The 25269-nt window shown below is 38.4% G+C and carries 25 protein-coding genes and 1 riboswitch; of the genes, 5 read left to right on the top strand and 20 right to left on the bottom strand.

Annotated features, from left to right (window positions below; genetic code table 11):
• Positions 1-13: 13 nt before the first annotated feature.
• From BMX21_RS06060 to BMX21_RS06045, 4 genes are all read right to left on the bottom strand, one after another.
• Complete coding sequence (locus BMX21_RS06060) at positions 14-1525, bottom strand: DNA/RNA non-specific endonuclease (protein WP_177173948.1); 1512 nt, start codon at positions 1523-1525, stop codon at positions 14-16.
• A complete protein-coding gene (locus BMX21_RS06055; RefSeq protein ID WP_092042392.1) occupies positions 1518-1901 on the bottom strand; it encodes a hypothetical protein in 384 nt (127 codons plus the stop codon). The genes BMX21_RS06060 and BMX21_RS06055 overlap by 8 nt, the downstream gene beginning before the upstream one ends.
• Positions 1902-2086: 185 nt before the next feature.
• A complete protein-coding gene (locus tag BMX21_RS06050) occupies positions 2087-2470 on the bottom strand; it encodes a hypothetical protein (RefSeq protein ID WP_092042389.1) in 384 nt (127 codons plus the stop codon).
• Positions 2471-2618: 148 nt separating this feature from the next.
• Positions 2619-3656, bottom strand: a complete 1038-nt coding sequence (locus tag BMX21_RS06045; RefSeq protein ID WP_092042386.1) for an aldo/keto reductase — start codon at positions 3654-3656, stop codon at positions 2619-2621.
• 210 nt (positions 3657-3866) lie between these two features.
• On the opposite strand from BMX21_RS06045, the gene BMX21_RS06040 reads away from it, so the two are divergent.
• The 5 genes from BMX21_RS06040 to BMX21_RS06020 all read left to right on the top strand — a co-directional run bounded on the left by BMX21_RS06040 (position 3867) and on the right by BMX21_RS06020 (position 10284).
• Positions 3867-4844: a TAXI family TRAP transporter solute-binding subunit gene (locus tag BMX21_RS06040; protein ID WP_092042383.1), complete on the top strand. Its 978-nt coding sequence runs from the start codon at positions 3867-3869 to the stop codon at positions 4842-4844.
• Entirely contained in the window at positions 4841-6835 is a 1995-nt protein-coding gene (locus BMX21_RS06035; RefSeq protein WP_330390159.1) for a TRAP transporter permease, read from the top strand. The genes BMX21_RS06040 and BMX21_RS06035 overlap by 4 nt, the downstream gene beginning before the upstream one ends.
• A gap of 36 nt (positions 6836-6871) precedes the next feature.
• Positions 6872-7480, top strand: coding sequence for a cytidylate kinase-like family protein (locus BMX21_RS06030; protein ID WP_022753184.1), 609 nt, complete (start codon positions 6872-6874; stop codon positions 7478-7480).
• 250 nt (positions 7481-7730) lie between these two features.
• Positions 7731-8816, top strand: coding sequence for a GGDEF domain-containing protein (locus BMX21_RS06025; protein WP_092042381.1), 1086 nt, complete (start codon positions 7731-7733; stop codon positions 8814-8816).
• 103 nt (positions 8817-8919) lie between these two features.
• Positions 8920-10284, top strand: a complete 1365-nt coding sequence (locus BMX21_RS06020; RefSeq protein ID WP_092042378.1) for a sodium-dependent transporter — start codon at positions 8920-8922, stop codon at positions 10282-10284.
• A 137-nt stretch (positions 10285-10421) separates the two neighbouring features.
• Here the strand turns inward: BMX21_RS06020 and BMX21_RS06015 are convergent, their stop codons facing one another.
• The 16 genes from BMX21_RS06015 to BMX21_RS05945 all read right to left on the bottom strand — a co-directional run bounded on the left by BMX21_RS06015 (position 10422) and on the right by BMX21_RS05945 (position 25248).
• On the bottom strand, positions 10422-10991 hold the full coding sequence (locus BMX21_RS06015; protein ID WP_092042375.1) for a thiamine phosphate synthase: 570 nt from the start codon (positions 10989-10991) through the stop codon (positions 10422-10424).
• Between the two features lie 105 nt (positions 10992-11096).
• The gene (gene thiH / locus BMX21_RS06010; RefSeq protein ID WP_027204480.1) at positions 11097-12350 is read right to left on the bottom strand and encodes a 2-iminoacetate synthase ThiH; all 1254 of its coding nucleotides are present in this window, start codon (positions 12348-12350) and stop codon (positions 11097-11099) included.
• The gene (locus tag BMX21_RS06005; protein ID WP_092042372.1) at positions 12347-13153 is read right to left on the bottom strand and encodes a thiazole synthase; all 807 of its coding nucleotides are present in this window, start codon (positions 13151-13153) and stop codon (positions 12347-12349) included. Before BMX21_RS06005 ends, thiH begins: the two co-directional genes overlap by 4 nt.
• A gap of 43 nt (positions 13154-13196) precedes the next feature.
• Positions 13197-13862 carry a thiamine biosynthesis protein ThiF gene (gene thiF / locus BMX21_RS06000; RefSeq protein WP_092042369.1) on the bottom strand — a complete coding sequence of 222 codons (666 nt, stop codon included), beginning with the start codon at positions 13860-13862 and terminating at the stop codon, positions 13197-13199.
• A 30-nt stretch (positions 13863-13892) separates the two neighbouring features.
• Entirely contained in the window at positions 13893-14087 is a 195-nt protein-coding gene (thiS, locus tag BMX21_RS05995; RefSeq protein WP_022753191.1) for a sulfur carrier protein ThiS, read from the bottom strand.
• 220 nt (positions 14088-14307) lie between these two features.
• Positions 14308-14414, bottom strand: a riboswitch (TPP riboswitch).
• Between the two features lie 86 nt (positions 14415-14500).
• Positions 14501-15181, bottom strand: a complete 681-nt coding sequence (locus BMX21_RS05990) for a hypothetical protein (RefSeq protein ID WP_092042367.1) — start codon at positions 15179-15181, stop codon at positions 14501-14503.
• A 362-nt stretch (positions 15182-15543) separates the two neighbouring features.
• Positions 15544-16311 (bottom strand): response regulator transcription factor, encoded by a 768-nt coding sequence (locus BMX21_RS05985; protein WP_092042364.1) that lies wholly within the window; start codon positions 16309-16311, stop codon positions 15544-15546.
• Between the two features lie 144 nt (positions 16312-16455).
• The gene (locus BMX21_RS05980; RefSeq protein WP_092042362.1) at positions 16456-18183 is read right to left on the bottom strand and encodes a sensor histidine kinase; all 1728 of its coding nucleotides are present in this window, start codon (positions 18181-18183) and stop codon (positions 16456-16458) included.
• A gap of 77 nt (positions 18184-18260) precedes the next feature.
• A complete protein-coding gene (locus BMX21_RS05975; protein WP_092042359.1) occupies positions 18261-19145 on the bottom strand; it encodes a carbohydrate ABC transporter permease in 885 nt (294 codons plus the stop codon).
• Positions 19146-19170: 25 nt separating this feature from the next.
• Positions 19171-20091 (bottom strand): ABC transporter permease, encoded by a 921-nt coding sequence (locus BMX21_RS05970; protein WP_092042357.1) that lies wholly within the window; start codon positions 20089-20091, stop codon positions 19171-19173.
• Between the two features lie 91 nt (positions 20092-20182).
• Complete coding sequence (locus BMX21_RS05965) at positions 20183-21679, bottom strand: ABC transporter substrate-binding protein (protein WP_177173947.1); 1497 nt, start codon at positions 21677-21679, stop codon at positions 20183-20185.
• Between the two features lie 321 nt (positions 21680-22000).
• On the bottom strand, positions 22001-22558 hold the full coding sequence (locus BMX21_RS05960; RefSeq protein WP_092042352.1) for a DUF3990 domain-containing protein: 558 nt from the start codon (positions 22556-22558) through the stop codon (positions 22001-22003).
• A gap of 134 nt (positions 22559-22692) precedes the next feature.
• Positions 22693-22911: a hypothetical protein gene (locus BMX21_RS05955; protein WP_022753199.1), complete on the bottom strand. Its 219-nt coding sequence runs from the start codon at positions 22909-22911 to the stop codon at positions 22693-22695.
• A gap of 149 nt (positions 22912-23060) precedes the next feature.
• Positions 23061-23213, bottom strand: a complete 153-nt coding sequence (locus BMX21_RS19350; RefSeq protein WP_177173946.1) for a hypothetical protein — start codon at positions 23211-23213, stop codon at positions 23061-23063.
• Between the two features lie 141 nt (positions 23214-23354).
• Positions 23355-24347 (bottom strand): DUF362 domain-containing protein, encoded by a 993-nt coding sequence (locus BMX21_RS05950; protein WP_242952883.1) that lies wholly within the window; start codon positions 24345-24347, stop codon positions 23355-23357.
• A gap of 490 nt (positions 24348-24837) precedes the next feature.
• Positions 24838-25248 (bottom strand): acyl-CoA thioesterase, encoded by a 411-nt coding sequence (locus tag BMX21_RS05945; protein WP_092042348.1) that lies wholly within the window; start codon positions 25246-25248, stop codon positions 24838-24840.
• Positions 25249-25269 lie beyond the last annotated feature (21 nt).

The raw sequence follows: 25269 nt of genomic DNA, 5'->3' as shown, positions 1-25269 counted from the left end.
ATTGATCTCCTTTTTAATTCAATATATTTGTTACAACATCGCCAGCTCCAGCATTATAAACATATTCAAATGATTCAGGTCTAAAAGAATTAGAATCCGGATATGTGATTGTTATTGAACCGCTAACCTTGTTTCCTTTTAATATTTCATCAGCAATAGCATCTTCTATTTTTTTATAGGTGCCTTTATTTACTTCACCATCCATTGCAACTATATTTGCCGCAGAATTATCTCCTAAAAATCTGTCCGCTATCAAATGACCACGATCATCGCCATTTCTCTCAAATCCATGGCCAATTTCACTAATTGTGTTTGCAATCTTTTTTCTAAAAGTCCCCTCGGGTTTTAATTTCATTTCCTTAAATTCAACTTTTATAATTCGACCAATACTATCTGTTGTATATTTGTATCCATTGATCGTATATGATCCGTTCTTAATTAATTCAATTACATCTGAGCCATCTGCAGCTCTGGTAATAGTTTTAAATATTGTTCCCGTATCATCAGTTTCAACAATTTTAGTGGCATCTTTTGCACCAGTAATCAGTTTTCTATTTGGTGGTAATGCTCCCTCTAAACCTTGAAGCATATCAATATCATTAGCAATTTGATTTCCTTTTTTATCAAATGTAACCAGCGTGTTTGTTTCACCATCAATAAACATTGTTTTTTTACCAATGGTATAAGCATCACCAATTACGTTTCCAGATTCATCTATAACTTTACCTGCATCATCAATTTTCCCTACAATCCCTGTTGCAAATTTTAGTTTACTTGGACGAAGTGATTTTATAAGATCATCCAATGCAGAAAACGTGATTGCGCCAATAGCTCCCCACATATATCCATCAGCAAAACCTTCAATAGCATATTTAGCAACTGCTTTACTCTCTAATTCTCCTGAATCTCCTGCATTCTTCAAAGTAGAGAGTAAAGATGCTATTGAAGCTGCTGCTAACGCAACTCCAATAACTCTCCCTGTCTTGGATTTAGCCTTCAATATATTGGAAACATCATCTATTCCAGTTCCACTGGCAACAGCAGTAGTTAAAATACTTTTTGCTGTACCAAATACTGCTATGGTTTTTCCTTTTGTCGCAACATTTGCAATTGCTACAACCAACACTACAGAAGTACCTATTGCAAATTTACCAATTACTGATCTCCAATCAATTTGATAGAGCTCTGCTTCTTCAGGAAGTTGTTCTTCTATATTTTTTTCAATGTTATCACTAATCGTACATTCTATGATGTAAGATTCAGCTATAGTATTCTCATCTATGGTATATTCATAAATAAGATCTTCAGCAATAATATTCTCAGCAATATAAGACTCATCAATCTTTTCTTCGCTTAAAATTTCTTCATTTATATGTTCTTCATTAATGTGCTGCTCATTAATAGTTGTAAAGCCACTTTGGTTAGAATTAGAGGAGCCACATCCAGCAAGCACCTGCATGCATAAAGTAAGAGCCAATAAAAATGCTACATATCTATATAATGTCCTTGAAATTTTTTTACTCATCATTTTCCACCACAAGATCTACAAAACGTTCACTGTCTTGAATGACTTCACGATTGTACACATGTTTTCCTACAACCGTCATAAGTTTTTCAATATTCTTCTTTGAATCTGAAGCAAATTCCAAATAACAAGTATGTGATTTATCAGTATTCAAATCTGGGTAGAAATCCGAAATATATACGCCAAATTTGTCCAAAATATCCTCTAATGGATATTGAGAAATATTATAAGCCAAACTTCCTTCGCCAAAATCAGGTTCCTGCACAAACGATAAACTTGTTACATATTCTTCACCATTATAAAAAATGTACTTTTCGGAAGTTTTATAATTAGATGATTTGTATTTTGGGGCATCATAAAATCGGATGTCTTTCATATTATCGTCTCCTCCTTAGATACATACACTCTTTTCTTTTATCGGTTAATTATTTAAATATGAATAGTATTTTCCTTTGTACCTGCAAGATGTAATATTTTAATGGCTCATCAACAGCCAAAAAAACAGGACCACAACTGCAGTCCTGTTTAGAAATATTATTGAATCTTTGATTCAAAAATGTATTACTTTTTGATAGATTTCATATAAGCAAGATATGTTAAGAAACCAAATACAATAACGTATATGAGAGATCCCATGCTAAAATAAGAATATTCACCTACAAGATCCTGAATCTCATCAATAAGGAAATACACTGCTCTTAAGCCAAGTGCTATAGCAATCATTAAAAAGTTCTCTGTTCCAAGAAGCATAAAGAAGAAAAGATAAAAAGCTACTTTTACTAACGTAAAAAACCAGCCCAAATTAAACCCCGGAATGATCAGATCCAATACCATAAGAGCACCACATACTAAAGTGACAGGAAGTGCGTACATCTGAAGAGGTGCAAGTATTTTGTTGTTACTAAAGTAATTTTTTAGTGATTTACATACATTTTCGAAACCCATTATTAGTTCCTCCCATAAACTATATTTTTTGTGTAGCTTTTAAAGTATATCCTAATATAATAATGGATACAAGTATCAGATATTGCTATTACATGACGTAAGGTTCAAAAGTTATTTCGATTCGAGCTTGCTCATTAAATAGTATCAATCACTTTACCTTGCGCTCTCCTGCCAGAACCAGTCTGTAATCTTCCAAGTTCTTTTTTAGAAGCACAGGAATATTAAGTTCATATGGACATTTGGGAAGACATGCGCCGCAGTTAACACATGTATCAATCTTGGCCATCTCGCTCTGCCAGTAATCAGAAAGCCATGAATCGCTGGGGGCTCGTCTTAGCATCAGTGACATTCTGTTACACTGATTGATCTGAATTCCCATAGTACAAGGCATACAGTATCCACAGCCTCTGCAGAAATCACCCATGAGCTCTGCTCTCTCACTTTCTATGAAAGCCTTGATCTCATCGTCCATAGAAGGTGTTTCATCCATATAGGAAAGCCACTCGTCAAGCTCATTGTCTCTCTGGATGCCCCAGATAGGTACAGCGCCTTCAAACTGTGATATAAAGGCCATGGCAGCTTTAGAATTAGTAATAAGTCCTCCTGCAAGACCTTTCATACCGATAAAACCTACATTATGCTCATTGCACATATGTATGAGCTCTATCTCCTTATCAGATGCCAGATAGCTCATAGGATACTGAACTGTCTCATACAGATCAGATTCTATCAGCTCTTTGGCAATTCCAAGTTTATGAGCGGTACCACCTATATGCTTGATAAGTCCTTTTGCCTTGGCTTCAAGCATGCACTCATACATTCCGGTTCCATCGCCGGGCTTATAACACTGTCCCATTAGATGAAATTGGTATACATCGATATAATCTGTTTTTAACATCTTAAGAGATGTCTCAAGATCCTTCCAGAAATCTTCCGGCGTCTTGGCAGCTGTCTTTGTAGTGATTATAATCTCATCTCTTTTGACCTTGCCATCGCCAAAAGCTTCTCCAAGTTTTTCTTCACTGTCACTATAAGCTCTTGCTGTATCAAAAAATCTCATACCGCCATCATAAGCTTTTCTTAGAAGTCTTGCAGCTTCCTGAATAGAAACTCTCTGTACAGGAAGTGCACCAAAACCATTTTGCGGAACGCATATGCCGGTGCGTCCTAAAGTAACATTTTTCATAGTCATAATCTCCGTTATTGATAATACATTTAGAAAAAATATTTACATCAATATAATAACTTAAAAAAAATAAAATATAAATCTTTTATATGACTTTTGATACCTTCCTCTTTATATCTTAACGATAGCACAACCTTCGCTTCTATTTAGCATAGATTTTTGATCTGTGTTAAGATATAGGATGGAAAAAATAAAAAAGAGGTAAAAAATATGAAGAAAACACGCATTTTCAGGATGATAAGTACGATCCTGATGATCGTCATGTGCACATGTCTTTGTGCCTGCGGTGGTTCTCAGCGTTTCATGTTCGGAACCGGCGGAACTGCAGGAACATATTATGCATATGGCGGAGTTCTTGCACAGTATATGAAACAGTATGCAGGTGTTCGTGTTACTGCCGTATCAACCGGCGGTTCTAAAGCTAATATTCAAAGTATTCAGGATGGCGATTTCCAGCTGGGATTCACTCAGTCAGACGTCATGTCTTATGCATGGTCAGGAACCAGAGCGTTTGAAGCAGACGGCGCAACCCACGATTTCAGAGTACTTGGATGTCTTTATGCAGAAACAGTCCAGCTTATCACAATGGATCCTGATATCAAATCCGTTTCAGATCTTAAAGGTAAGAGTATCTCTATAGGAGAAGCCGGATCCGGCGTATATTTTAATGCACTGGATGTCCTTGAAGGAGCCGGTATCACTCTTGATGATATAAAGCCTCAGTATCAATCTTTTGAAGATTCCAAAGAGTCCTTAAAAGATGGCAAAATAGATGCAGCATTTATCGTAGCAGGAGCTCCTACTACTGCTATAACTGAGCTTGCTACGACCAATGGAGTCAGACTCCTTGGAATTGACGGCGATCTTCGAGACAGCATCATTGCAAAATGTCCTTATTACTCCGCTTATACCATTCCTGCCGGCACATATCCCGGTCAGGACGATGATATAGAGACTATCACGGTCAAGGCGACTGTTATCGTCTCCGCTTATCTTGATGATGATACTGTTTATGATCTGACAACAGCTATCTTCGATCACATTGACGATATCACTTTAGAGAATGCAAAAGGAAGCGAGCTTAATATAGAAAGTGCCACAAGCGTAACTGATGTTCCTTATCACGAAGGCGCAGCCAGATATTATGCTGAGCACGGTATCACAGTAAGAACGGAGGAGACAGATTGAGCAGCAATAATACTAAAGATATAGATAAAAATATAAATAATACAAGCGCCTCCGGTTTAAATGATAATAGTTCATCCAAAGCCTCTTCAAGCGCAGAGATCGACTCTGTTATGAGAAAATACGACAGAGAGTCAAATACCAGAGTATGGACAGGTGTTCCTAAGATCGTAGTTACAGTTGTTCTGGCTCTTTTTTCACTCTGGTGTATCTATGTAACACTGTTTGCAACATTTCTTGAAGAGATAAGGCTTACATCCTTCATGGCACTTATCGTCCTTATGGGATTCCTTATCTATCCTCATAAGAAGGGACTTACAAGACCCAATTATATTCCAATAGGTGATATCATATTCATGATCCTTGGAACAGCTTCATACCTTTACTTTACATTTAATGCAAATGATATTATCAATCAGGGTACAAGATTTGAATGGTATCAGATCATAATCGGTATAGTAGGTGTTGCAGCTCTTATCGAAGTTACCAGAAGATGTGTAGGTATGCCTATTCTCATCGTAGCAGCATTCTTTGTAATATATGCTCTTACACTGGGACTTACTAATCCCAGCTTTGCAGGCAGGATCAAATATCTTGTACGAAACCTCTTTTATACCAAAGGAGGAATCCTGTCAACACCGGTTAACGTATGTTCTAAATATATAGTAGTATTTATCATATTTGGCGCATTTCTTGAAAGAACCGGAATCTCAAGCTTTTTTATTCAGCTTGCAAACAGTATAGCAGGCCGCTTTGCAGGTGGACCTGCCAAGGTTGCAGTTATCTCTTCTGCTCTTTGCGGTATGGTATCAGGATCATCTGTAGGTAATACTGTTACAACAGGTTCTGTAACAATTCCTATGATGAAAAAAACAGGCTATCGCAATGAATTTGCTGCAGCTGTAGAAGCTGCCTCATCAACAGGTGGACAGATAATGCCTCCTATCATGGGCGCTGCAGCATTTCTTATGGCTGATTTTATAGGAGTTCCGTATTCAGATGTAATCGGTAAGGCAGTGCTTCCTGCTATCCTCTACTTCTTTGGGATTTTTATTACAGTACATCTTGAAGCTAAAAGGCTCAGGCTCACCGGAATCCCCAAGGATCAGCTTCCAAGCTTTTTTAAACTCATTAAGAAGATATATCTTCTCATCCCCATCATAATGCTTATCGTATGGGTATCCGGCAATTATATGACTATGCAGAAAGCTGCTTCACTTGCGATCATCCTTTCTATCATAGTAGGTTTTATCAATAAAGACGCCAAGCTCACTCCAGGTAAGATTCTCGATGCTCTATCATCAGGCGGTAAGAGTGCTATCACAGTAGGCGCAGCCTGCGGCGTTGCAGGTATCATCTCCGGTGCTATTACTATGACAGGTCTTGCCAACGAGCTTATTAATGCAATCGTAAGCGTTGCAGGGGACAAACTCATCATAGCGCTTGTACTTACTATGCTGTGCTGTATCGTACTTGGAATGGGTGTTCCTACTACAGCCAATTATTGCATTATGGCTGCAACAACGGCTCCTATCCTCATCAGAATGGGCGTTCCGATTGCAGCAGCGCATTTCTTTGTATTTTACTTTGGTATAGTGGCAGATATCACTCCTCCTGTTGCCCTTGCAGCATATGCAGGTTCTGCTATCGCCAAGAGTAATCCTATGAAGACAGCATTTACAGCTTCAAGACTTGCTATAGCAGCTTTCATAGTTCCATATATGTTCTGTTTAAGCCCGGCTCTTTTAATGATAGATACTACCGCAGTAGAAGTCGTTCTAATAAGCATTACTGCTATCATCGGTATATTCGGCCTGGCATCAGGACTTGAAGGCTATTGTTTCACAGATATGAACAAGATCATCAGAGTTCTTACAGTTATAGGTGGTCTGCTTCTTATATATCCTGGAATTGCTACAGACGGAATCGGATTTGTACTTGTAATTGGATCTCTTTCATTCCAGTATCTGTCATCTAGGACCAGGAAGGCTTAATCTACTCAACTATATTAAATGCGTGGAGGCATTAAAATGGCGGATAATTTAAAATTCCCAGTAATCACAATAGGTAGAGAATACTGTGCATACGGACGTACTATAGCTCGTATTCTTTCAGAAAGACTTGATATACCTTATTTTGACAAGGATTTCGTCAAAAAGACTGTTATAGAGAGCGGCTTTTCAGAGGACGTAGTTAATGCTGAAGGAGAATCTATCTCCACTATTTCTCTTTTTATAGAGAACTTCCTTAACGGAACTGCCGCATATAATTCATATGATGACATCTTCGAAGCCCAGAAACATGTCATCATCAATCTTGCCAAAGAGCCCTGTATCATAGTGGGCCGCTGCGCTGACTTTGTATTAAAAGAAGCAGGGATCCCCTCTCTCGACGTATTCCTGTACGCAGAGACAGATTTTAAATTAAAACGTGCTGCAGAGCTTCACCCCGGCAATGATGTGCCTCGCCTTAAGAAGATCATGAAGAAACAGGACGAACTTCGCCGCATCTATTACAAGCACTATACAGGACATGACAGCTACGATTTCTCCAACTATGATCTGTGCCTTAACACCGGCATCATCGGCGTTGAGAAGTGTGCTGACATAATTGAAGATATTGTAAGAGGCAATAAATAAGATTGATTCTAAAAAGCTTGAACCTTGGCATTATTTCTATGGCTTGGGTTCAGGCTTTTTTGATATAACAGTTCATCACAAAGCCTATATTTGTATAGCATACGCAAGATATACTATGGTAAAAAGTCACATGATAACCCATAAAAATTAACGCATATTTGTATTTTATTATTTTTAAAAATGTGCCATAATAATCGTTATGTCGCGCATAAATCAATGATGATCCAAGTAACATTTTGAGGTTTGTTGTATGAGTACTAAAGTGTTGAATATCCGTTATCTTATAGATCTTTGCAAGCAGCTTAGAGGACTTGATAACGATCAAAAGGACGACTTCATCAGATATAATGTTAGATATTATCAGCTCTTCATGACTATAGCTTTGAGTGGTGGCTGCCTTGCAGCTATAATGTGTCTATATTCTGATTATCTGCTCAACGGTACTATCATGCCTACACTTATCCCAAGATTATCTCTTTTGGTTCCTCTTGGTATTTTTCTATATATTAATAAAAAAATCTCCAATTATAAGCTCAGCATAGCCCTGAATCACGGCATGCTGCATTTTGTACTGCTCTCTACTATATGGGCAGTATATTACCTTCAGGACAAGACTTATTTTGCTGCAGGTGCTGTCACGATCCATATTATCATGTGGACACTGGGCTTTTCTTCAAGGATAAAGGATACATTTATATCTTATATTCTGTATTTTGGTTTTATCCTTCTGTCTGACACCTTCAATCATTATGATAATATGCAGATCATATTGGCACTTAATATTCCCTGCGCTTTTGCAGTATTATTTGCACAGATTATACTCACACTCATAACTTTTGACCACTATCTTGCTATCAAGAAGATGGAGAAAGAGACTATAACCGACGAACTGACTCAGGTTGGTAACAGAGTTATGCTCGAAGATATCACCGATAAAGCCAATATGAAGATCTCAAACCCTTCTGCTCTTATCATGCTCGATATCGACCATTTCAAAAACGTCAATGACAGGCACGGTCACATAGTAGGTGACAATGTTCTTAAATATCTTGCTGATTATGTCCAGAAATCTGTGAGAAAAAATGATTATGTTATCAGATACGGCGGTGAAGAATTCCTTGTGATCCTCAATAACTGTACTATTGAAGAAGGCACTAAAACCATTAATAAAATAAGAAGAAGCGTAAGCACAGATACAAATAGTCCTGTACCTATCACAATATCTGCAGGTATAGCAGAATATACAGGTGACTATACAACTGCCTTGAAACTGGCTGATGAAGCTCTATATGAAGCCAAAAACAGCGGCCGCAACAAGGTCGTTGTCAATGCATAAATAAGCTTGTTTTGACTGTATTTAATTATTTTCTTGCTACAAATCCTTTAATGCTTTAAAATGCTATATAAATGCATTAAAAAAGTTGGAGAGTTTTAGTTTTATGAACAAAAAAAGAAGTCATTTTTCAGGCAAAATAGGTTTCGTTCTGGCGGCAGCAGGCGCCAGTGTAGGTCTTGGTAACATATGGAGATTTCCATATCTTGCTGCCAAGTACGGCGGAGGAGCATTCCTTCTGGTATATATAATACTTGCTTTTGTATTTGGTTATACCATGATCGTATCTGAGACGGTCATAGGACGTATTTCAAGGAGAAGTCCCATTGGAGCTTTTCAGGCATTTTCAGACAAAAAGATATATCACGTAGGTGGCTGGATCAATGCTATAATCCCGATGCTCATCGTACCTTACTACTCTACTATTGGCGGCTGGGTGCTCAATTATCTATTCCAGTATATTATTGGTAATACTGACGCAGTTGCTCAGGATTCGTACTTTGGATCCTTTATATCAGACGGATTTCAGACTGAGCTTTGGTTTGTTGTTTTTGCTCTGTGCGCTCTTGTAGTAGTATTTTTGGGCGTTCGTAACGGAATCGAGCGTGTTTCCAAGCTTATGATGCCGATACTGGTAGTACTGTCACTTATCATCGCAATATATTCCATGACAAGACCTGGAGCTATTGCAGGAATCAAATATTTCCTCATCCCTAACTTCGATAACTTCTCATGGATGACAGTTGTTGCAGCTATGGGCCAGATGTTCTATTCACTGTCTATAGCTATGGGTATCCTTATTACCTTCGGTTCATATATGAAAGATGATGTACATATCGAAGAAGCTACAGTCAATGTAGAGATATTCGATACAGGCATTGCTATAATGGCCGGTCTTATGATCATCCCTGCAGTATTTGCATTCTCAGGCGGAGATGCTACTTCGCTCAGTGCAGGACCTAGTCTTATGTTCATAACACTACCAAAAGTATTTGCCGGAATGGGTATGACAAGACTTATGGGTATCATCTTCTTTGTACTTGTATTCTTTGCAGCTCTAACAAGTGCTATAGCTCTTTCAGAAAGTGCTATTTCAACATTCGAAGACGAGCTTAACTGGAGCCGTCATGGTGCTACAATCTTTATGGCACTTATCATGATAGTATTAGGATCACTTTCTTCACTTGGTTATGGACCTCTTTTGGGTGTAACTATACTTGGAATGCAGTTCCTTGACTTTTTTGACTTCCTTACAAACTCAGTCATGATGCCGATTGCAGCAATTTTCATATGTCTGTATATAATCAGGGTTATCGGGTTCCATGCTGTCGAGCATGAAATGACTAAAGAAGGTGGTACATTTAAACGTAAGGCTGTGTATCAATTCATGATCAAGTACCTTTGCATAGCATTTCTTTTGATCATTCTTATCAGCTCAATACTTCAGGTATTTGAAATCATAAAGATCTGAACATAGTATAAACGCTTAGTTCTTTCTATCATTGTCATAGGTAAAAAGAACTAAGCGTTTTTTATATCTGCAAAACACATTATGAAAAAGCAGGCTACAACAGGAAGCTTTAATTACAGCTTTTTTGTTCTTTCCTCTTATTTCAAGATCTCGCCTTGCATATACCCGCTCATCATACAGCCTCCTGCTGCGCCGCAGCTTATGATCTCAGGCATTTTAGAAGGTGTTATTCCGCCTATTGCATATACCGGTATATGAACATGTTCACATAAATCCTTGAGAAAAATAGTCCCTCGCCCCGGAATACCTTTTTTGCAATCAGTATCATATATATGCCCTGCAATAATATAGGTGCAGCCAAGGCTTTGCGCCTTAACTGCATCTTCTATACTATGACAGGAAGCCCCGAGTACCCGAAGCTTTTTTCTGTCTGCTTCAGGAATATCTGCAAGTGCATTAAGAGGCATATGGAGTCCTTTGTTATTCCTTATAGCAAGTTCAGGATGATTATGATAGATAAGAGGTACATCATACATATCACAGATAGAAGCTACTTGCTGTGCCAGCTGTTCATATTCTGAAACGGTTAGGTCTTTTTCCCGGAGGATAATAGCCTTGGGGGCAGATCCTGCAACTATCCTGATCCTATCCAAAAAGGGTTCCTCGCAGAGCTTTCTATTAGTAATACATATCATGGAATCTGTCATATTCAACTTCTTTCTGACTATATTATAATTATATTTAATCTATAACTTGACTATATTCTAAATGTGGTTAATTTATAGTTTGATCATATCCTAAGTGTGTTTTGATCAAACATAGAGATAATCATTAAGTACAGGCTGCAAGCCTTCATCCGCGATATCTTCATACATATGATCAAGGCTCCTTGAGTCATTTATCTCAAACTGCTCATCACCCTTGTTTGTATCTGACTCTTTGCCTGTATATTTACTTTCATGATCACCGATTCCTGTGGATACGCCTGCAGATACCTTGGTTGCAGCAATCTTTACTATACCATTTCTAAAGGTGCTACTCTCTCTTGAAGAGACTGTGATACCTGCAAATGGAAGGAATATCCTGTATGCGCATATAATCTGACATAACTGCTTCTCATGAACGTCCATGGGATTTATCTTGTCATTATTGATGATGGGACGCAGTCTTGGGCATGAAAGTGACATTTCTGCATAAGGGTATTTTCTCTGGAGATAATAGAGGTGAAGTCCTGTTGCAAGCGCATCTTTTCTAAAATCAGCAAGCCCTAAAAGCGCTGAGAAAGCGACTCCTCGCATACCACCTCTAAGAGCTCTCTCCTGGGCATTGAATCTATAAGGCCAGACTCTCTTATGTCCCATGAGATGAAGCGATTCATATACATCTGTATCGTAAGTCTCCTGGAATACCGTCACATAGTCAGCTCCGCACTCATGCAGATATTTGTACTCATCTGTATTTAATGGATATACTTCAAGCCCTACATTCTTAAAATACTTTCTGGCAAGCATGCAGGCTTCTCCAATATAGTGAACATCGCTGACACTGCGGCTTTCGCCGGTAAGGAGCAGGATTTCTTCCATGCCGCTTTGTGCTATAACCTTCATCTCATGTTCGATCTGCTCAGTGTTAAGGCACATTCTGTGTATATGGTTGTAACAGTTGAAGCCGCAATATACACAGTAGTTCTCGCAATAATTGGCGATATATAATGGCGTGAAAATATATACAGTATTGCCAAAATGTTTGCCTGTTTCATTCCTAGCCTTTATAGCCATCTCTTCAAGGAATGGCTCTGCAGCAGGTGACAATAACGCTTTGAAATCTTCAATAGTACAGGTATCATGGTCAAGAGCATTTCTTACATCCCTTGCAGTATACTTGTTGTAGTCATAAGAATTAAAGGCTTTTAGTACTAAGTCTTGTATATCAGAAGTAATTTTCTCCATACCATCCATATACTCCATATGGTTAGTACGCACAGAGGGATCTGTTTCAAGCCTGTGTTTTTTCTCAAGAGCCTCTTTACTAAGAGTTTTGTTGTCTATAAAGAAGTTGTTCATCATGCGCCTCTTTCTTCCTGGTTAAGGAAACCTGTCAGAGGATCAGAAGCACTGGCGCCTCTTTCAAGTACTCTTCCAAGGCCTGCAAGATATGCCATACGACCGGCTTCTATACCCAGTTTGAATGCTCCTGCCATTCTTGGAAGGTCTCTTGAAGTAGCAAGCGCTGTATTGGCCATAACTGCAGCGCAGCCAAGTTCCATAGCTTCACAAGCCTGGGACGGCGCACCTATTCCGGCATCAACGATTATAGGAAGATCTATCTCATCTACAAGGATCTTGATAAACTCTCTGGTCACAAGTCCCTTATTAGAACCAATCGGAGCTGCAAGAGGCATAACAGCAGCTGCTCCGGCGCTTACCAGATCTCTTGCAACGTTTAGATCCGGATACATGTAAGGCAGAACTACAAAGCCCTCTTTAGCAAGTGTCTCAGTAGCCTTGATTGTTTCATAATTGTCCGGCAGCAGATATTTTGTATCCTTCATGATCTCTATTTTGACGAAATTGCCGCATCCAAGCTCTCTGGCTATTCTTGCTATGCGAATAGCTTCATCTGCATTCCTTGCTCCGCTTGTATTTGGAAGCAGTGTTACATTTTCAGGGATATAGTCAAGGATATTCTCATGTTCTTTGGTGTTGGCTCTCCTTACCGCAAGTGTTACGATCTGAGCGCCTGCATCCCTTACAGCTGCCTGGATCAGCTTCATGGAATACTTACCGGAACCTAGTATGAATCGTGAATTAAATGTTACTCCGCCAAGGACAAAAGGGTCATTATTATTTATAACATTATTATTATTCATAGCCTTCTCCTGTTTTTGTCAGTTTTTTATATAGATTTGTGCATTAGTTATTGGCAGCAGCTTTTTTATGTATCAGAAGCTGTATTATCTTGTGAGCCTGATGAGCTGCGCAGACCATAACTCTTGATGGAAGAAGCGAGTCGGCTTCACCTACATCTGTATGGAAATCTCCGCACAGATAGAAGTGCTCTGATATCTGTCTTGTTATGATATCATTGGCATCACCTGTACCTGCCATGCCTGATGCTGCCACAAGATCAGTATCAGGGAACACTTCCAAAACTGTACCTACAAGCATGGCTTTCTGCTCAGCATTATCAAAGGCTTCACATATCACGTCAGCGTCAGCAAGCAGCTCTTTGATCCTGTCCGGACTTATCTTCTCATCATGAAGTTCAACTCTTGTAAGAGGAGCTATCTCAGCAAGATTATCAGAAAGCGCCCATGCCTTCTTCATGTCAAGCTGACTTATCTTATAGAACTGTCTGTGAAGATTTGTAATATTAACTGTATCAAAATCTGTTAGTATAAGCCTTCCAATACCTGCTCTTGACAGCATCATCGCTATGTTAGAGCCAAGTCCTCCTAGGCCGCATATAGCAACTGTAGACCCTGCAAGCGCATCAACAACTTCTTTACTCTCTTTTTCTTCCTGAGCTTTTCTTAGCTCATAACCAAATGCTATTTGTGATTCATTATTAACGATCATATTAACCTCATTCCATGTAAAAACTACGACTCAGCCACCACCAACAAAGCTGACAACTTCTACAACATCACCACTTTTTAAAATTGTCTTTTCATAAGCGGCCTTAGGGACTATCTGTCCATTTAACTCAGTAACTACTCGTGTAAGTGCATAACCTTTTTGACTTAACATAGTTAGTACATCAAGGCCGTCCAGCTGGCAGTTTTCACCATTTACAGTAACCATAATCTCTCCTCTCTGTTTTTGTATAAAAGTGATTGGGAATAGCGCAACGATCTTTGCTCAAAAAGACTTAGACATATGGATGATCATCGTTAATTGATCCATTTTAACGGAAAAATAAAAGCTACCGAAATCAATCGGTAGCTTTTATGGTCTATTTATCGAGTAATCATAAGCAATACTAATTATAATAAATTGCTCTCCCATAGTTATAAGCCATAATACATGACTAAATGGGCATCCCTACGTTGGCATTATCCAAATCAGGTTCTCGGTCGAAGGTCTTACCTTCCTCTCAGCCTTTTACAAAAGCTCCCGTCTGTTCAATTGTCAGAATAACTATACTACTAGAATATAAATAATACAAGTAAAAATGTAAAAATAATGTGGATAAGCCATAGTAATATGAGCAGGCATTATATAGCAACACACTTAAGGATATCATCAAATATCGAGTCAACATACTGATCTATCTGCTTCTCTTCGCTGCTAACAACGATATCGTCTATGATAGTACCTGTTTCTGCATCGCTTAGTACATACAGAACTTCATTGGCTCTGCAATATGCTTTATAGATCTTTGCAATCTGATCCTCAACAACGGCTCTTTCTTCTTCACGAAGCTCACAGGCTGACTCCCAGTCTTTTAACTTGATCCTGTGTTCATTGCCATCAAAAGCATAAGAACAAGGATAGAGTCCTGTAAGTATCACAGCCTTGAACTCAAGACCGGCGATTGCATCTATAGGCGCTACTACAACGCCCTTATTATTACTGATTGTAACGCCCATACCATCTTCTTTTTCCTGTGTGATGGCATATGGGATATTATTTTCATCAAGCATCATTTTGACCCAGTGCTGGATGTAATATCTAAGACCTTTATTATCTTTATTGGGATATAGGATTGCTATGTCTGAATAATCCAGTTTGTAAGTTGCAGCAATCTCTTTTACAGCTTTTACAGTTTCTTTCACGATATTATTTCTTTTTATACCGGTTACAACATTAAGTGCTACATCATCGTTTACTGCTTCTTTGAAAAGTTCTATATAATCTTCTTTATTAAACTCAAGTGGCCATATTTTTACTGACATGATTATCCCCCTTGTAATTGCGAATTTATTTTGATCATCTGTTTATATTTTTTCAGGAAAAAGAGCTAATACCTATCAGCTCTCTATAGGATCATGAAGGGCACTTGATCGTCATATTTACATGACTTTTGCCCTGTCACTTACAAAGTATATACGTAAAGCACCTATTGTAAACCGATTTTGGACAGAACGTCATTTTGGCCCGACGAAATGCATTTTTGTTATGTAGTCAACCTCCAACTTAGAAAGACTAAGCGGAAAGTGCGATTTATAAACATAAAGAAGCGGCTTCCGGATTATAACGAAAGCCGCTTCTTTATGTTTATAGCTCATAGATTTATCAGTTCATAGGTTTATATAGTTCATATTTTTGTTTTTTGGCTCTGCCTGTATTCCTGCGGCGTCATGTTTACTTTTTCTTTGAAAAGCTTGGTAAAATATGACGCATAAGAAAGACCAATCTTCTGAGCAATTGTAGTGACAGGGAGATTAGTTTTTGCAAGAAGCTGCTTGGCTATTGTAATGCGCCTTTGGATAATATAATCAGAAAGAGACATACCGGTCTCTTTTTTAAATATTCTGCTAAGATAACCAGGGCTTATGTGAACCATATTGGCAAGCTCTTCTCTTTGCAGATTGCCGACTGAAATATTTTCTGCAATAAGCTTTTTGACCTGATCGACAACTTCTATCTGTGATTCATCAGTAAGATCCTCAACAATCTCCTTGAGATCTACCGATTTCTCTCTTTCATAGATCTTCTTCTCCATTTCAAGAAGTATATTTTCCAAAGTGTCGTATTCTACAGGTTTAAGAAGATAATCTGTAACTCCAAGACGAAGTGCCTCGTGAACGAATTCGAACTCAGCATGACCTGTATAAAAAACTGATTCTGTGCAGGGTTTGTTCTCACGAACCCATCTGATCAGTTCTATACCGCTTCCTCCCGGCATTTCTATATCAGTTACCACCATATCTATTGAATAAGTCTTGAGCATTCTAATGGCAGTATCCTTGCTATGACACTTATATATTTTTGATATACCGACCTTCTTCCAATCTACGCCTTTTTCAAGACCTTCAAGAGCCGGCTCTTCATCATCAACTAGAAGTACACTAAATTCTCTCATAAAACACCTACGTTAAAACCTGTTTTTTAGGTTCGGAGTTATAATTATCTTTGATAATTATAAACTCCCCTATAACCTGTCTTTTAGATTCGGAGTAATAATTATTACTCCTCTATAACCTGTCCTTTATTTTTGAAGTTATGATCAGATATAATCATGACTCCCTAGATCAATATACGGAATAGTAATGATCGTAAGAGCGCCATTGTCGTTACATAGCCTAAGATCAGCTTTGTCATCATATATGATCTGCAATCTTCTATAGACATTAACAAGTCCGACATGACCCTCTATATGCATATTTTTATAACTATTATCAAGTAAACTTTCGGGATACCCCTCTCCATTATCATGAATAGTCAGGATCATGCTTTCCTTATCATCACTTAACTTGACCGTTACCTTTATAAGACAACTCTTTTTTGTACTAAAGGCATATTTAACACTATTTTCCACAAATGTCTGAATGATAAAAGGCGGAATCAGAGATTCTATAAGTTCATCAGGTATATCTTTTTCAAGTTTTATCTGCTTTTTGTATCTTATCTCCTGAATGTCCATATAACTGTCAAGAAATTCCAGCTCTCTTCTCAGTTCTACCATATCGGTAGCATCAGTGAACATGTACCTTGAATAATTGACTATAGCCCTTGATACGTGCTGTATCATCTCAAAGTTCCCTGCCTGAGCCAGTGAATATATGATATTCATCATATTGGCATAAAAATGCGGCTTGATCTGAAGCTGCAGATACTGCATAGTAGCTTTCTGGCCGTCAAGCTCTGATTCATACTTCTCGATCTTCAATGCTTTGATCTTGTCGATCATATGATTGAACGAATCTGCAAGGATCCTGAAATCCGTAATAGGAGTCTTAACATTTATAGATGATTCAAAATCTCCCTGCTCGATCTCATGCATGGTTCTAATGCCGCCTGTTATGGGATCTTCCACGAATCTTTTTACAAAAAGACGTGATGTAAAAAGTAGTATCGTAGTGATGACAAGTATCACCATAAACAGAATCCTTGTTCCAAGAAGCTCACCTTCTATGGCGCTTCGCGAAGTAAGTATACCAAAATAATACCCTGTGCTTTCGGACTGATATCCAACCTGCAGATAGGAACTGTCCCTAATTGACACATACTCCCCATCGTTTTCAGGTTTTATAAGCGCATCGGATATCTTGGATGATGCAAATATAAGATCACCATTTTCATCTGATGCAAAGCATATATCATTCTGGTTATATCTTGCATTGGCCAGGATATCAAGTATAGACTTTTGTGAAAGACCTATTATGCAGTAGCATCTGTCAAATTTCATAACTCTAAGAAGATATTTGGAATCACCACTTTCATATACCATATATCTTCCAAGGCTTGAATCACTAAGATATACAGAATCTGTTGATAGTTCTTGTTTTAAAGCTTCACGAACAGTAAAGCTCTCTTTATCACCTGCTTCTAACCATGTACCATTGTCCTCTGATGTTATATAGAGCATGTCAAAAGATACATTATCAGTCCACGACTGTACTCCCTGCACTATATGACTTAGTGCCTGCAAAGCGGCATGCCTGTCTACATAATCTTCATCATTAAGATAGGTATTACATAACTGAAAGATGGAGCCCGGAGTTCTAATATAATAGCTCTGATACAGATACATATCTATCATTTCAAGAGAATTCTCTATGGCCTTTTCACTGGCTGATACGCTTAGCTTAATATTTTTTTCTATATTATTGGTATACTGTCTTGTGATGACTATCTGTGTAAAAACATAGATCAGAACAGTCACAAGATATACAATCAGCCAGAAACTGCTGACCATCTTCTTAAATGAAAATGTCCTACCCTCTTTGAACATATAAACCCCTAAAATACCATTAGGTGTCAAAAAACTTATTTGACACCTAAATCTATATTTTCCTTATAAGCCGGCAATTACCCCTTAACAGCTCCTACTGTGAGACCTTTCATATAATACTTCTGGAAGAAAGGATACAGAGCGATCATAGGAAGCATTCCAACAACCGCTACTGCCATTCTAAGTGTAAGCGATGGTACGTTGGCCGAGTCGGTGGCAACCATAGAAGCATCCATCGACTGAGCCAGATACTGAGCATTGGTGAGCATATTATTAAGAAGAGCCTGAATACTTACAAGATTTTTGTCTGTAATATAGTATAAACTATTCGTCCAGTCGTTCCAATACATCAGAGCACGCATGAATCCGATAGTAGCGATTATTGGTGTACTAAGAGGCAGAACTATCTTAAAGAAAATACCGAATTCTGTCATGCCGTCAATTCTGGCACTTTCAAGAATCTCTCCCGGAATATTATTCTGGAAATAAGACCTTGTGATCATGATATGGAAAGCACTGCATAGAAGTGAAGGAAAAATAAGCGCTCCATATGTGTTCTTGATATGGAAAATATTACTCCACATCATATAGCTTGGAACAAGTCCTCCGGAAAACAGCATGGTAAAAAGCACATAGAAGCTGATTATTTTCTTGCCTGGAAGCCCCGGAACTGTAAGAGTATATGCTATCATAGTGGTCATGATAACGCTTAATACAGTACCGATCACTGTAACAGATACAGTTATAAAATATGAGTGGAATATACTGCCCTCACCGAAGATATATTTATATGCTGTAAAGTCAAACTGTCTTGGCATTAGTGAATATCCGTATTTGATGACATCACTTTCTGCTGACATCGAAGACATGATCAGAAGCCCTATAGGGAACAATACCAGTAAACACATTATTATCATGATGATATTGTCAATTACCTGAAAAGATGTATCTTTTTTGACCATTAATATAACCTCCCCTTGATGATTCCTAGAACATCGCATTCTCTTTGCTGATCTTACGAACAAGCGTATTGGTAAGCATTACAAGACCAAATCCAACTACAGACTGGTAGAAACATGCTGCTGCGCTCATACCCATATTAGCGGTATTCATAAGACCTCTATACACGTAGGTATCAATGGTCTGAGTCACATTAATTATAGCTCCGCTGTTCATCGGCACCTGATAGAAAAGGCCGAAATCTGAATTGAAGATCTTGCCTACAGCAAGGATTGTAAGCGTGATGATGGTAGGGATAAGACACGGAACTGTTATCTTTATAAAGCACTGGAACCTGCCGGCGCCGTCAAGACTTGCTGCCTCATATAAACCGGGATCTATTGCAGACATATTAGCAAGATATAAGATACAGTTAGTTCCAATCATCTGCCACATATGAACGAATATCAATATGAAAGGCCACCATTTCTGCTCGCTGTAAAAAGATATGCTCTCAAAGCCCAGTGGCATAAGAATATGAGTATTGATAAATCCGGAGTCACCAGCCAGAAGTGAATTTGCAAGATATGATACGATGATGATGGACAGGAGGCTTGGGAACAGGATAACTGTCTGATAGATTTTTCTGGAGACACTATTCTTGAGTTCATGCAAAAGGTATGCAACCAGAATTGAAAGACATGTTCCAAGGATAATAAAACTTAGATTGTACAGGATGGTATTTCTTGTCATTATAAAAGCGTCAGAGCTTTGAAACAGGAACTTGAAGTTGGAAAGTCCTACCTTAGGGCTTCCAAAGATTCCGCCCTTAACTGTATAGTGTTCAAATGCAAGTATAAGACCACCCATCGGTATGTAATTGTTTATAAAAAAATATATCATAGCAGGAAGTGCCATTATATAAAACGGAATGAATCGCCTTAATTTAAGTACTTTTTTCTTGTTCATGTTATCTCCATTTTCGGATGATTATTGTGACAATTGCCACTTTTTAAATTGAGCGCACATCTTATGGATGCGCGCTCATATAAGCAAATTATCAATTAGCTAAAAACTCATCAAGCTGGCGCTGTTTCTCAGCGATAACTGTGTCAAGGCCTGCATCCTTAAGCTCTTTGTTGAACTCTTCAAGTGCAGTAGCCGGATCTAATGCTCCGCATTCAAGACCAATCTGATATTTGCTGCATACATTATCAAGCTGAGTGATCTCGTTTTCTACAGACGATGTGTCAAAAGCAAAACCAAGCGCTGAAGACTTCAAAGCAGAGTTATTGCTATCAATAAGGAGCTGAGCATAATCCGGATTTTCTGTATTCCAGCGTATCCTGTTAGTATTGGAGATACCACTTCCAAGGTGATATGTACATGTAGAGGAATCCTGTCCGTCTATATAATCACCCATTCCGTTTTCATCAAGTTTATAATGTGTTCCCTCGATGCCATATGCAATAAGTGTTCCAATCTCTTCATTTGAGAACCAGAAGTTAAGGAACTTCATGCAAGCTTCTGCATGTTCGGAATTGGACATTACAGTATATGTTACATTGTTATAAGTTCTGGCAGCAGGTGTTCCAAGCATTACGATATCGATAGGCTTACCGCATGTAGTAGACTGATAGAAACTTGTATTAAAATCTGTCTGACCCAGAGTTGAAAATGCTGCATCGTTCCTTGTAAGGGTAGGGAATCCATCTGTCTGTGTCTGGATATCCTTACTTGTGTAGCCCTTGTTGTACCAGTCATGCATGACTGTGCAAAGCTGTGCGTATTCATCTGTTTCGAACAGGTTAGTTACTTCAGATCCTTCACCGCCGTTCATGAGTACACCGTAGTTATTGCCAAGATCATCCCAAGTACCATACTGAAAGTTAGGAGCTGAATTACCATTGTTGGTTACAAAAGGAGTCATCTCAGGCTTTTTCTCTTTGACAATTTCCAAAACCTCTCCCCAGTCTTCGAGAGACTTCACATTGGCAACCATGTCCTGAAGTCCAAGCTCTTCTACAACATCGCTTCTATAGAGGATACCCATGGTCCATGCATATGAAGCATAGATAGGAATTGCATACTGTACACCATTTACTTCACCACTCTTTAAGAAGTCACCTTCCATAGCGATGATATCCTGACCATACTGCTGAACCAGATCTGTCAGATCATATGCAGCCCCCTGTGATACTGCATTTAGATATCCGCCGTAGTTAGCAAGTATATCAACATCTTCAGTCCCACTTAGGAAAAGAGAATACTGCTGGAACCACTGACCGAATTCATAGACATGAAATTCAACTTCTACACCGATCTCCTGCCTTGTGATCTCATTGACAGCTGCTGTTACATTTTCAAGATCATCAGATTTGCCGGATGTTGGAAGATATATCTTGATCTTCTCGACTTCGCCTGACTGTGAATCTCCTGTTTCAGACTGTGTCTTGTCATTTGCGTTTGTGCCTGTCGTGTCAGATGAACCGCATCCTGCCAGGATCCCCATTGTCATGGCAGCAGATAAAAAAACACTTACTAATTTTTTCTTCATATATTTACCCTCCAAAGTTAATTGTAACTTCTCTCGATAAATAAAGGATATAGTAAGTGTTCTTATAAAAATATTCATTTGGAAACATTAATTTATACTTTTGTGACATATTTATATAATGATGTAGGTGTCAAAAGTCCCTTTTGACCCTTACGACTAACGAATTGTTCCGTTTCTTCGAAACTCTCACAATTCCAAAACATTCGCAAATCCGCACTACGTGCTACTTTGCTCATGTTTTGCGGGTCATAAATTCATATTCGATTTCGAGCAAGCTCGAATCGAAATGACTTTTGACCCTTACGTCATATAATATATGGTTCATGAAGGCAATACTTCGTTCATCACCTTTGCAAATTCTGTCTGAAATGCCGTTTCTTCCTTTTTGACTACATCTCTGTATCTTTCAACTAATGCCGCATCTATGATCTCAGATGACAAGAATTTAAGGGCACCGGCTCCTTTTTCTGATTTGATGGTCACCTGAGTATAAACCGGGCCTATAGACAGAAGCTTAAGGGCAGCATCAGAATCTACATATCCGCTGGTTGTGATGCCGAACATATCATATATAGTATCTATAGCAATAGGACCTTGTATAACATCATATTTGGAATATATATCAGCTTTATGATTTCTATTAGCATTGATATACTCATACCACTTGCTGTCACGATCAAGCTTTAATACATTAAGATCTGTCGTATCAAGCTCATATGTATTGATATAAGTATTCCTATCATTACGAATCCTTGACCAGCGGCGCGTAAAATCAAGGTCAGGGCTTAGATAAAAGCCCTGACCAAAATCAGCATTTTTTCTTCCAATATGTATATCAGGATGCTTTATTTCATCAAAACCGGTGTGGTATAAAAGCATACGATCTCCTTTGGTGATCAACTCGCAATAACATTTACGTCGAGAAGTACATCCATTCGCTATGACTTAGAAAACTCCTCTGATTTACAAACAATCTAAAGGCGACATCGTCGATGCCGCCCACTAGATTTGTATTACTTTTTGAATAATCCTCCTGCAAGGTCTTTAAGATCACCAAGATCCAGCTTCCCATCCGCTACAGCAGCCTGAACTTTCTTGATATCTTCTTCTGCAACATCGATATTTGCCTTTTTAAGAAGATCCTTAGCCTGCTTAGCATCAGCTTTTGCTATCTGAGCCATAAGCTCCTTGTTCTCACTAACCTTTTTGATGATTGCTGCAATGTCTGCCATTTCCCATGTCCTCCTTAGTATTTATGACTTAAGTTTAAGTAAAGCCTTACAGAACAAAAATAAAAGCGTGGAAATGATTTATATACTGCCTGCCCCTGTAAAGGCTTTGGAGATGCCGGTCCGTCCAAGTGGGAAGTTTTAGTAATATATCATGATTTGTTTCTGTCTTTTGACATAGCATCCCTTATAGCCTTGGCCAAAACTTCTTCCGGTGCATTTTCCAGAGCCTTTGCTTTAGGACTCTTTTTAACTGTTAATTCCGGTAAATCTTGATCTTTGGAATCAATGGTTTTCTTATCCATAAAGTAAGCCTCTCTATAAATGATTACATTGATTTTTTATAAATCAGCCATTTTATTGAATCGTGTCTCGCGTGCAGCTGCTGAGTTCATGTTTTTATATTTATTTTTCATTTCCACATAAATAGCATGGACTACATAATCTCATTTTCTGGGATCCATCCTTACAAATGGCTTGAGATCCTTCACAGCATCAGCGCGGCTTATCTCTACATCACCGTTATCGATATCTATCAGTTTGTACCTGTCATTGCCCATGCCAAGTTCTTTCATGTAAGATAGCTGTCTGTGACCATGTCTTGTCTCGATTCTCTCGATCATGTCTCTGTGCTCATCTTCTGTCATGGCATAAATGAGATCTACGCAGGCTTGATCTACAGCCAGGATATCTGTTGATGCCAGAATACCAACGTCAGGAGTTACTACAGGCATAGCCTCGACACCTTCACAGTCACAGGATACGCTCATATTCCTCATGACATTGACATAGGTAATATGTTTACCAAAATAGTCTATCGTAGCCTTGGTGGACTCTGTTATCTTCTCCATGAGTTCTTCTGTATTAACGCCCCAGTCATTACCATCCTTAGCATGAATCCACATCTTGCCCACACGACCATCTGCGCAGCCAATGCCGATATTCTTATTACTTCCGCCAAAACCGCCCATTGTATGACCTTTGAAGTGAGTCAGGACGAACATAGAGTCATAATCTGTCATATGAGAACCGTGGCTCATCTCTTTGAACCACTTACCACCCTTAACAGGAAGTGTGATAGTGCCATCTTCATCCATAATATCAACAGTTGTGAAGTCCCATCCGTTAACAGACAGAGTCTTTCTATGATCTTCTGTTGTATATCTGTCACCCTTATAGAAAGTGTTGGTCTCAACAATTGTTGCATTCTTAAGACTTTCCTCGGTTTCAAGCACTTCTTTGACCCAGGAAGGAGGTATGATATTGGGTCCTTTAGGTTCTCCTGTATGAAGCTTTATAGCTATCTTACCTGTAATATTCTGATTGACCCTTTCATAAGCCTTCTTGATACCTTCAGCTGATAAATCTCTGGTAAAATAAACTACAGATTCAGCACCTGTTCTTGATTCATAGGGAATATACTTAGATCCATCCGACATATTGTACCTCCTAAAACTATTCATTTTTGCAACGATGATTTCATGATCATCAATACATTGAAACACTATGACAATAGATAGTAATATGTTTTTGACTGACGAACAACGCAGTAAATGCGTGTTTCTGATATATATTCAAGAAGTCATATAATTATATTCACATTATCTATTTTATCATGCTATATAATGATTTTGGCAATACAAAAGATATTATAAATACAAAAAACACTTCTTTATTGGATGCTCTGTCCAAGAAAGAAGTGTTTTTGTAGTTAACTACCTAATACCCGACGTTTTTTAAATCTTACTCATTCTTCCCACTTGAACGGACCGGTATCCCCAAAGGGGGAAGTTTGAGTATCTTATTACTTCCTGTACTTTGTAATAGAATCTTCATATGTTCTGCCAGAATCAGATCCCTGCCATGTCTCATCAGAGTCTTCATAAGGAACGAACTTTTGGGTGTTTTCATCAAAATTTTTTGAGCTTCTTAATTCTTAACAGCAAGATCCTTAAGTATTTCATAGAGCTGTGGATATTCTTGATTCATTCGGATTGGCCTTCCTTCTGTATTAAGAAAGGCATGAGATGTAGTTCCAGTGCAGACTATATCACCGTTTTCATTCCTCATCTCATAAGACAGGTGGAGTTTGACCCCTTTAAATTCCTTGACAGTCACGCTTATATAGATCTTATCAGGGAAAGTTGTAGTCTTTTTATAATCGCAGGATACGCTAAGAACAGGTGATATTATCCCCATCTGTTCAAGCTTTGCATAGTCATAGCCAATCTGCGACAGGAAATCTATCCTGGCTTCTTCCATCCATCTAATATAGTTAGAGTGATGTGTTATGCCCATTTTATCTGTTTCGTAGTAATTTACTGTGTGTATGTAATCCATCTTTATTACCTTTTATTATTT

It is taken from the genome of Butyrivibrio sp. TB, assembly GCF_900110805.1.
Lineage (GTDB): Bacteria > Bacillota > Clostridia > Lachnospirales > Lachnospiraceae > Butyrivibrio > Butyrivibrio fibrisolvens_C.
This window is presented reverse-complemented; position numbering and strand designations above follow the sequence as displayed.

Excerpts from the sequence above, each read along its gene's own strand:
- BMX21_RS06060 (WP_177173948.1), bottom strand. The coding sequence starts at position 1,525 with ATGAGTAAAAAAATTTCAAGGACATTATATAGATATGTAGCATTTTTA.
- BMX21_RS06055 (WP_092042392.1), bottom strand. The coding sequence starts at position 1,901 with ATGAAAGACATCCGATTTTATGATGCCCCAAAATACAAATCATCTAAT.
- BMX21_RS06050 (WP_092042389.1), bottom strand. The coding sequence starts at position 2,470 with ATGGGTTTCGAAAATGTATGTAAATCACTAAAAAATTACTTTAGTAAC.
- BMX21_RS06045 (WP_092042386.1), bottom strand. The coding sequence starts at position 3,656 with ATGAAAAATGTTACTTTAGGACGCACCGGCATATGCGTTCCGCAAAAT.
- BMX21_RS06040 (WP_092042383.1), top strand. The coding sequence starts at position 3,867 with ATGAAGAAAACACGCATTTTCAGGATGATAAGTACGATCCTGATGATC.
- BMX21_RS06030 (WP_022753184.1), top strand. The coding sequence starts at position 6,872 with ATGGCGGATAATTTAAAATTCCCAGTAATCACAATAGGTAGAGAATAC.
- BMX21_RS06025 (WP_092042381.1), top strand. The coding sequence starts at position 7,731 with ATGAGTACTAAAGTGTTGAATATCCGTTATCTTATAGATCTTTGCAAG.
- BMX21_RS06020 (WP_092042378.1), top strand. The coding sequence starts at position 8,920 with ATGAACAAAAAAAGAAGTCATTTTTCAGGCAAAATAGGTTTCGTTCTG.
- BMX21_RS06015 (WP_092042375.1), bottom strand. The coding sequence starts at position 10,991 with ATGACAGATTCCATGATATGTATTACTAATAGAAAGCTCTGCGAGGAA.
- thiH (WP_027204480.1), bottom strand. The coding sequence starts at position 12,350 with ATGATGAACAACTTCTTTATAGACAACAAAACTCTTAGTAAAGAGGCT.
- BMX21_RS06005 (WP_092042372.1), bottom strand. The coding sequence starts at position 13,153 with ATGAATAATAATAATGTTATAAATAATAATGACCCTTTTGTCCTTGGC.
- thiF (WP_092042369.1), bottom strand. The coding sequence starts at position 13,862 with ATGATCGTTAATAATGAATCACAAATAGCATTTGGTTATGAGCTAAGA.
- thiS (WP_022753191.1), bottom strand. The coding sequence starts at position 14,087 with ATGGTTACTGTAAATGGTGAAAACTGCCAGCTGGACGGCCTTGATGTA.
- BMX21_RS05990 (WP_092042367.1), bottom strand. The coding sequence starts at position 15,181 with ATGTCAGTAAAAATATGGCCACTTGAGTTTAATAAAGAAGATTATATA.
- BMX21_RS05985 (WP_092042364.1), bottom strand. The coding sequence starts at position 16,311 with ATGAGAGAATTTAGTGTACTTCTAGTTGATGATGAAGAGCCGGCTCTT.
- BMX21_RS05980 (WP_092042362.1), bottom strand. The coding sequence starts at position 18,183 with ATGTTCAAAGAGGGTAGGACATTTTCATTTAAGAAGATGGTCAGCAGT.
- BMX21_RS05975 (WP_092042359.1), bottom strand. The coding sequence starts at position 19,145 with ATGGTCAAAAAAGATACATCTTTTCAGGTAATTGACAATATCATCATG.
- BMX21_RS05970 (WP_092042357.1), bottom strand. The coding sequence starts at position 20,091 with ATGAACAAGAAAAAAGTACTTAAATTAAGGCGATTCATTCCGTTTTAT.
- BMX21_RS05965 (WP_177173947.1), bottom strand. The coding sequence starts at position 21,679 with ATGAAGAAAAAATTAGTAAGTGTTTTTTTATCTGCTGCCATGACAATG.
- BMX21_RS05960 (WP_092042352.1), bottom strand. The coding sequence starts at position 22,558 with ATGCTTTTATACCACACCGGTTTTGATGAAATAAAGCATCCTGATATA.
- BMX21_RS05955 (WP_022753199.1), bottom strand. The coding sequence starts at position 22,911 with ATGGCAGACATTGCAGCAATCATCAAAAAGGTTAGTGAGAACAAGGAG.
- BMX21_RS19350 (WP_177173946.1), bottom strand. The coding sequence starts at position 23,213 with ATGGATAAGAAAACCATTGATTCCAAAGATCAAGATTTACCGGAATTA.
- BMX21_RS05950 (WP_242952883.1), bottom strand. The coding sequence starts at position 24,347 with ATGTCGGATGGATCTAAGTATATTCCCTATGAATCAAGAACAGGTGCT.
- BMX21_RS05945 (WP_092042348.1), bottom strand. The coding sequence starts at position 25,248 with ATGGATTACATACACACAGTAAATTACTACGAAACAGATAAAATGGGC.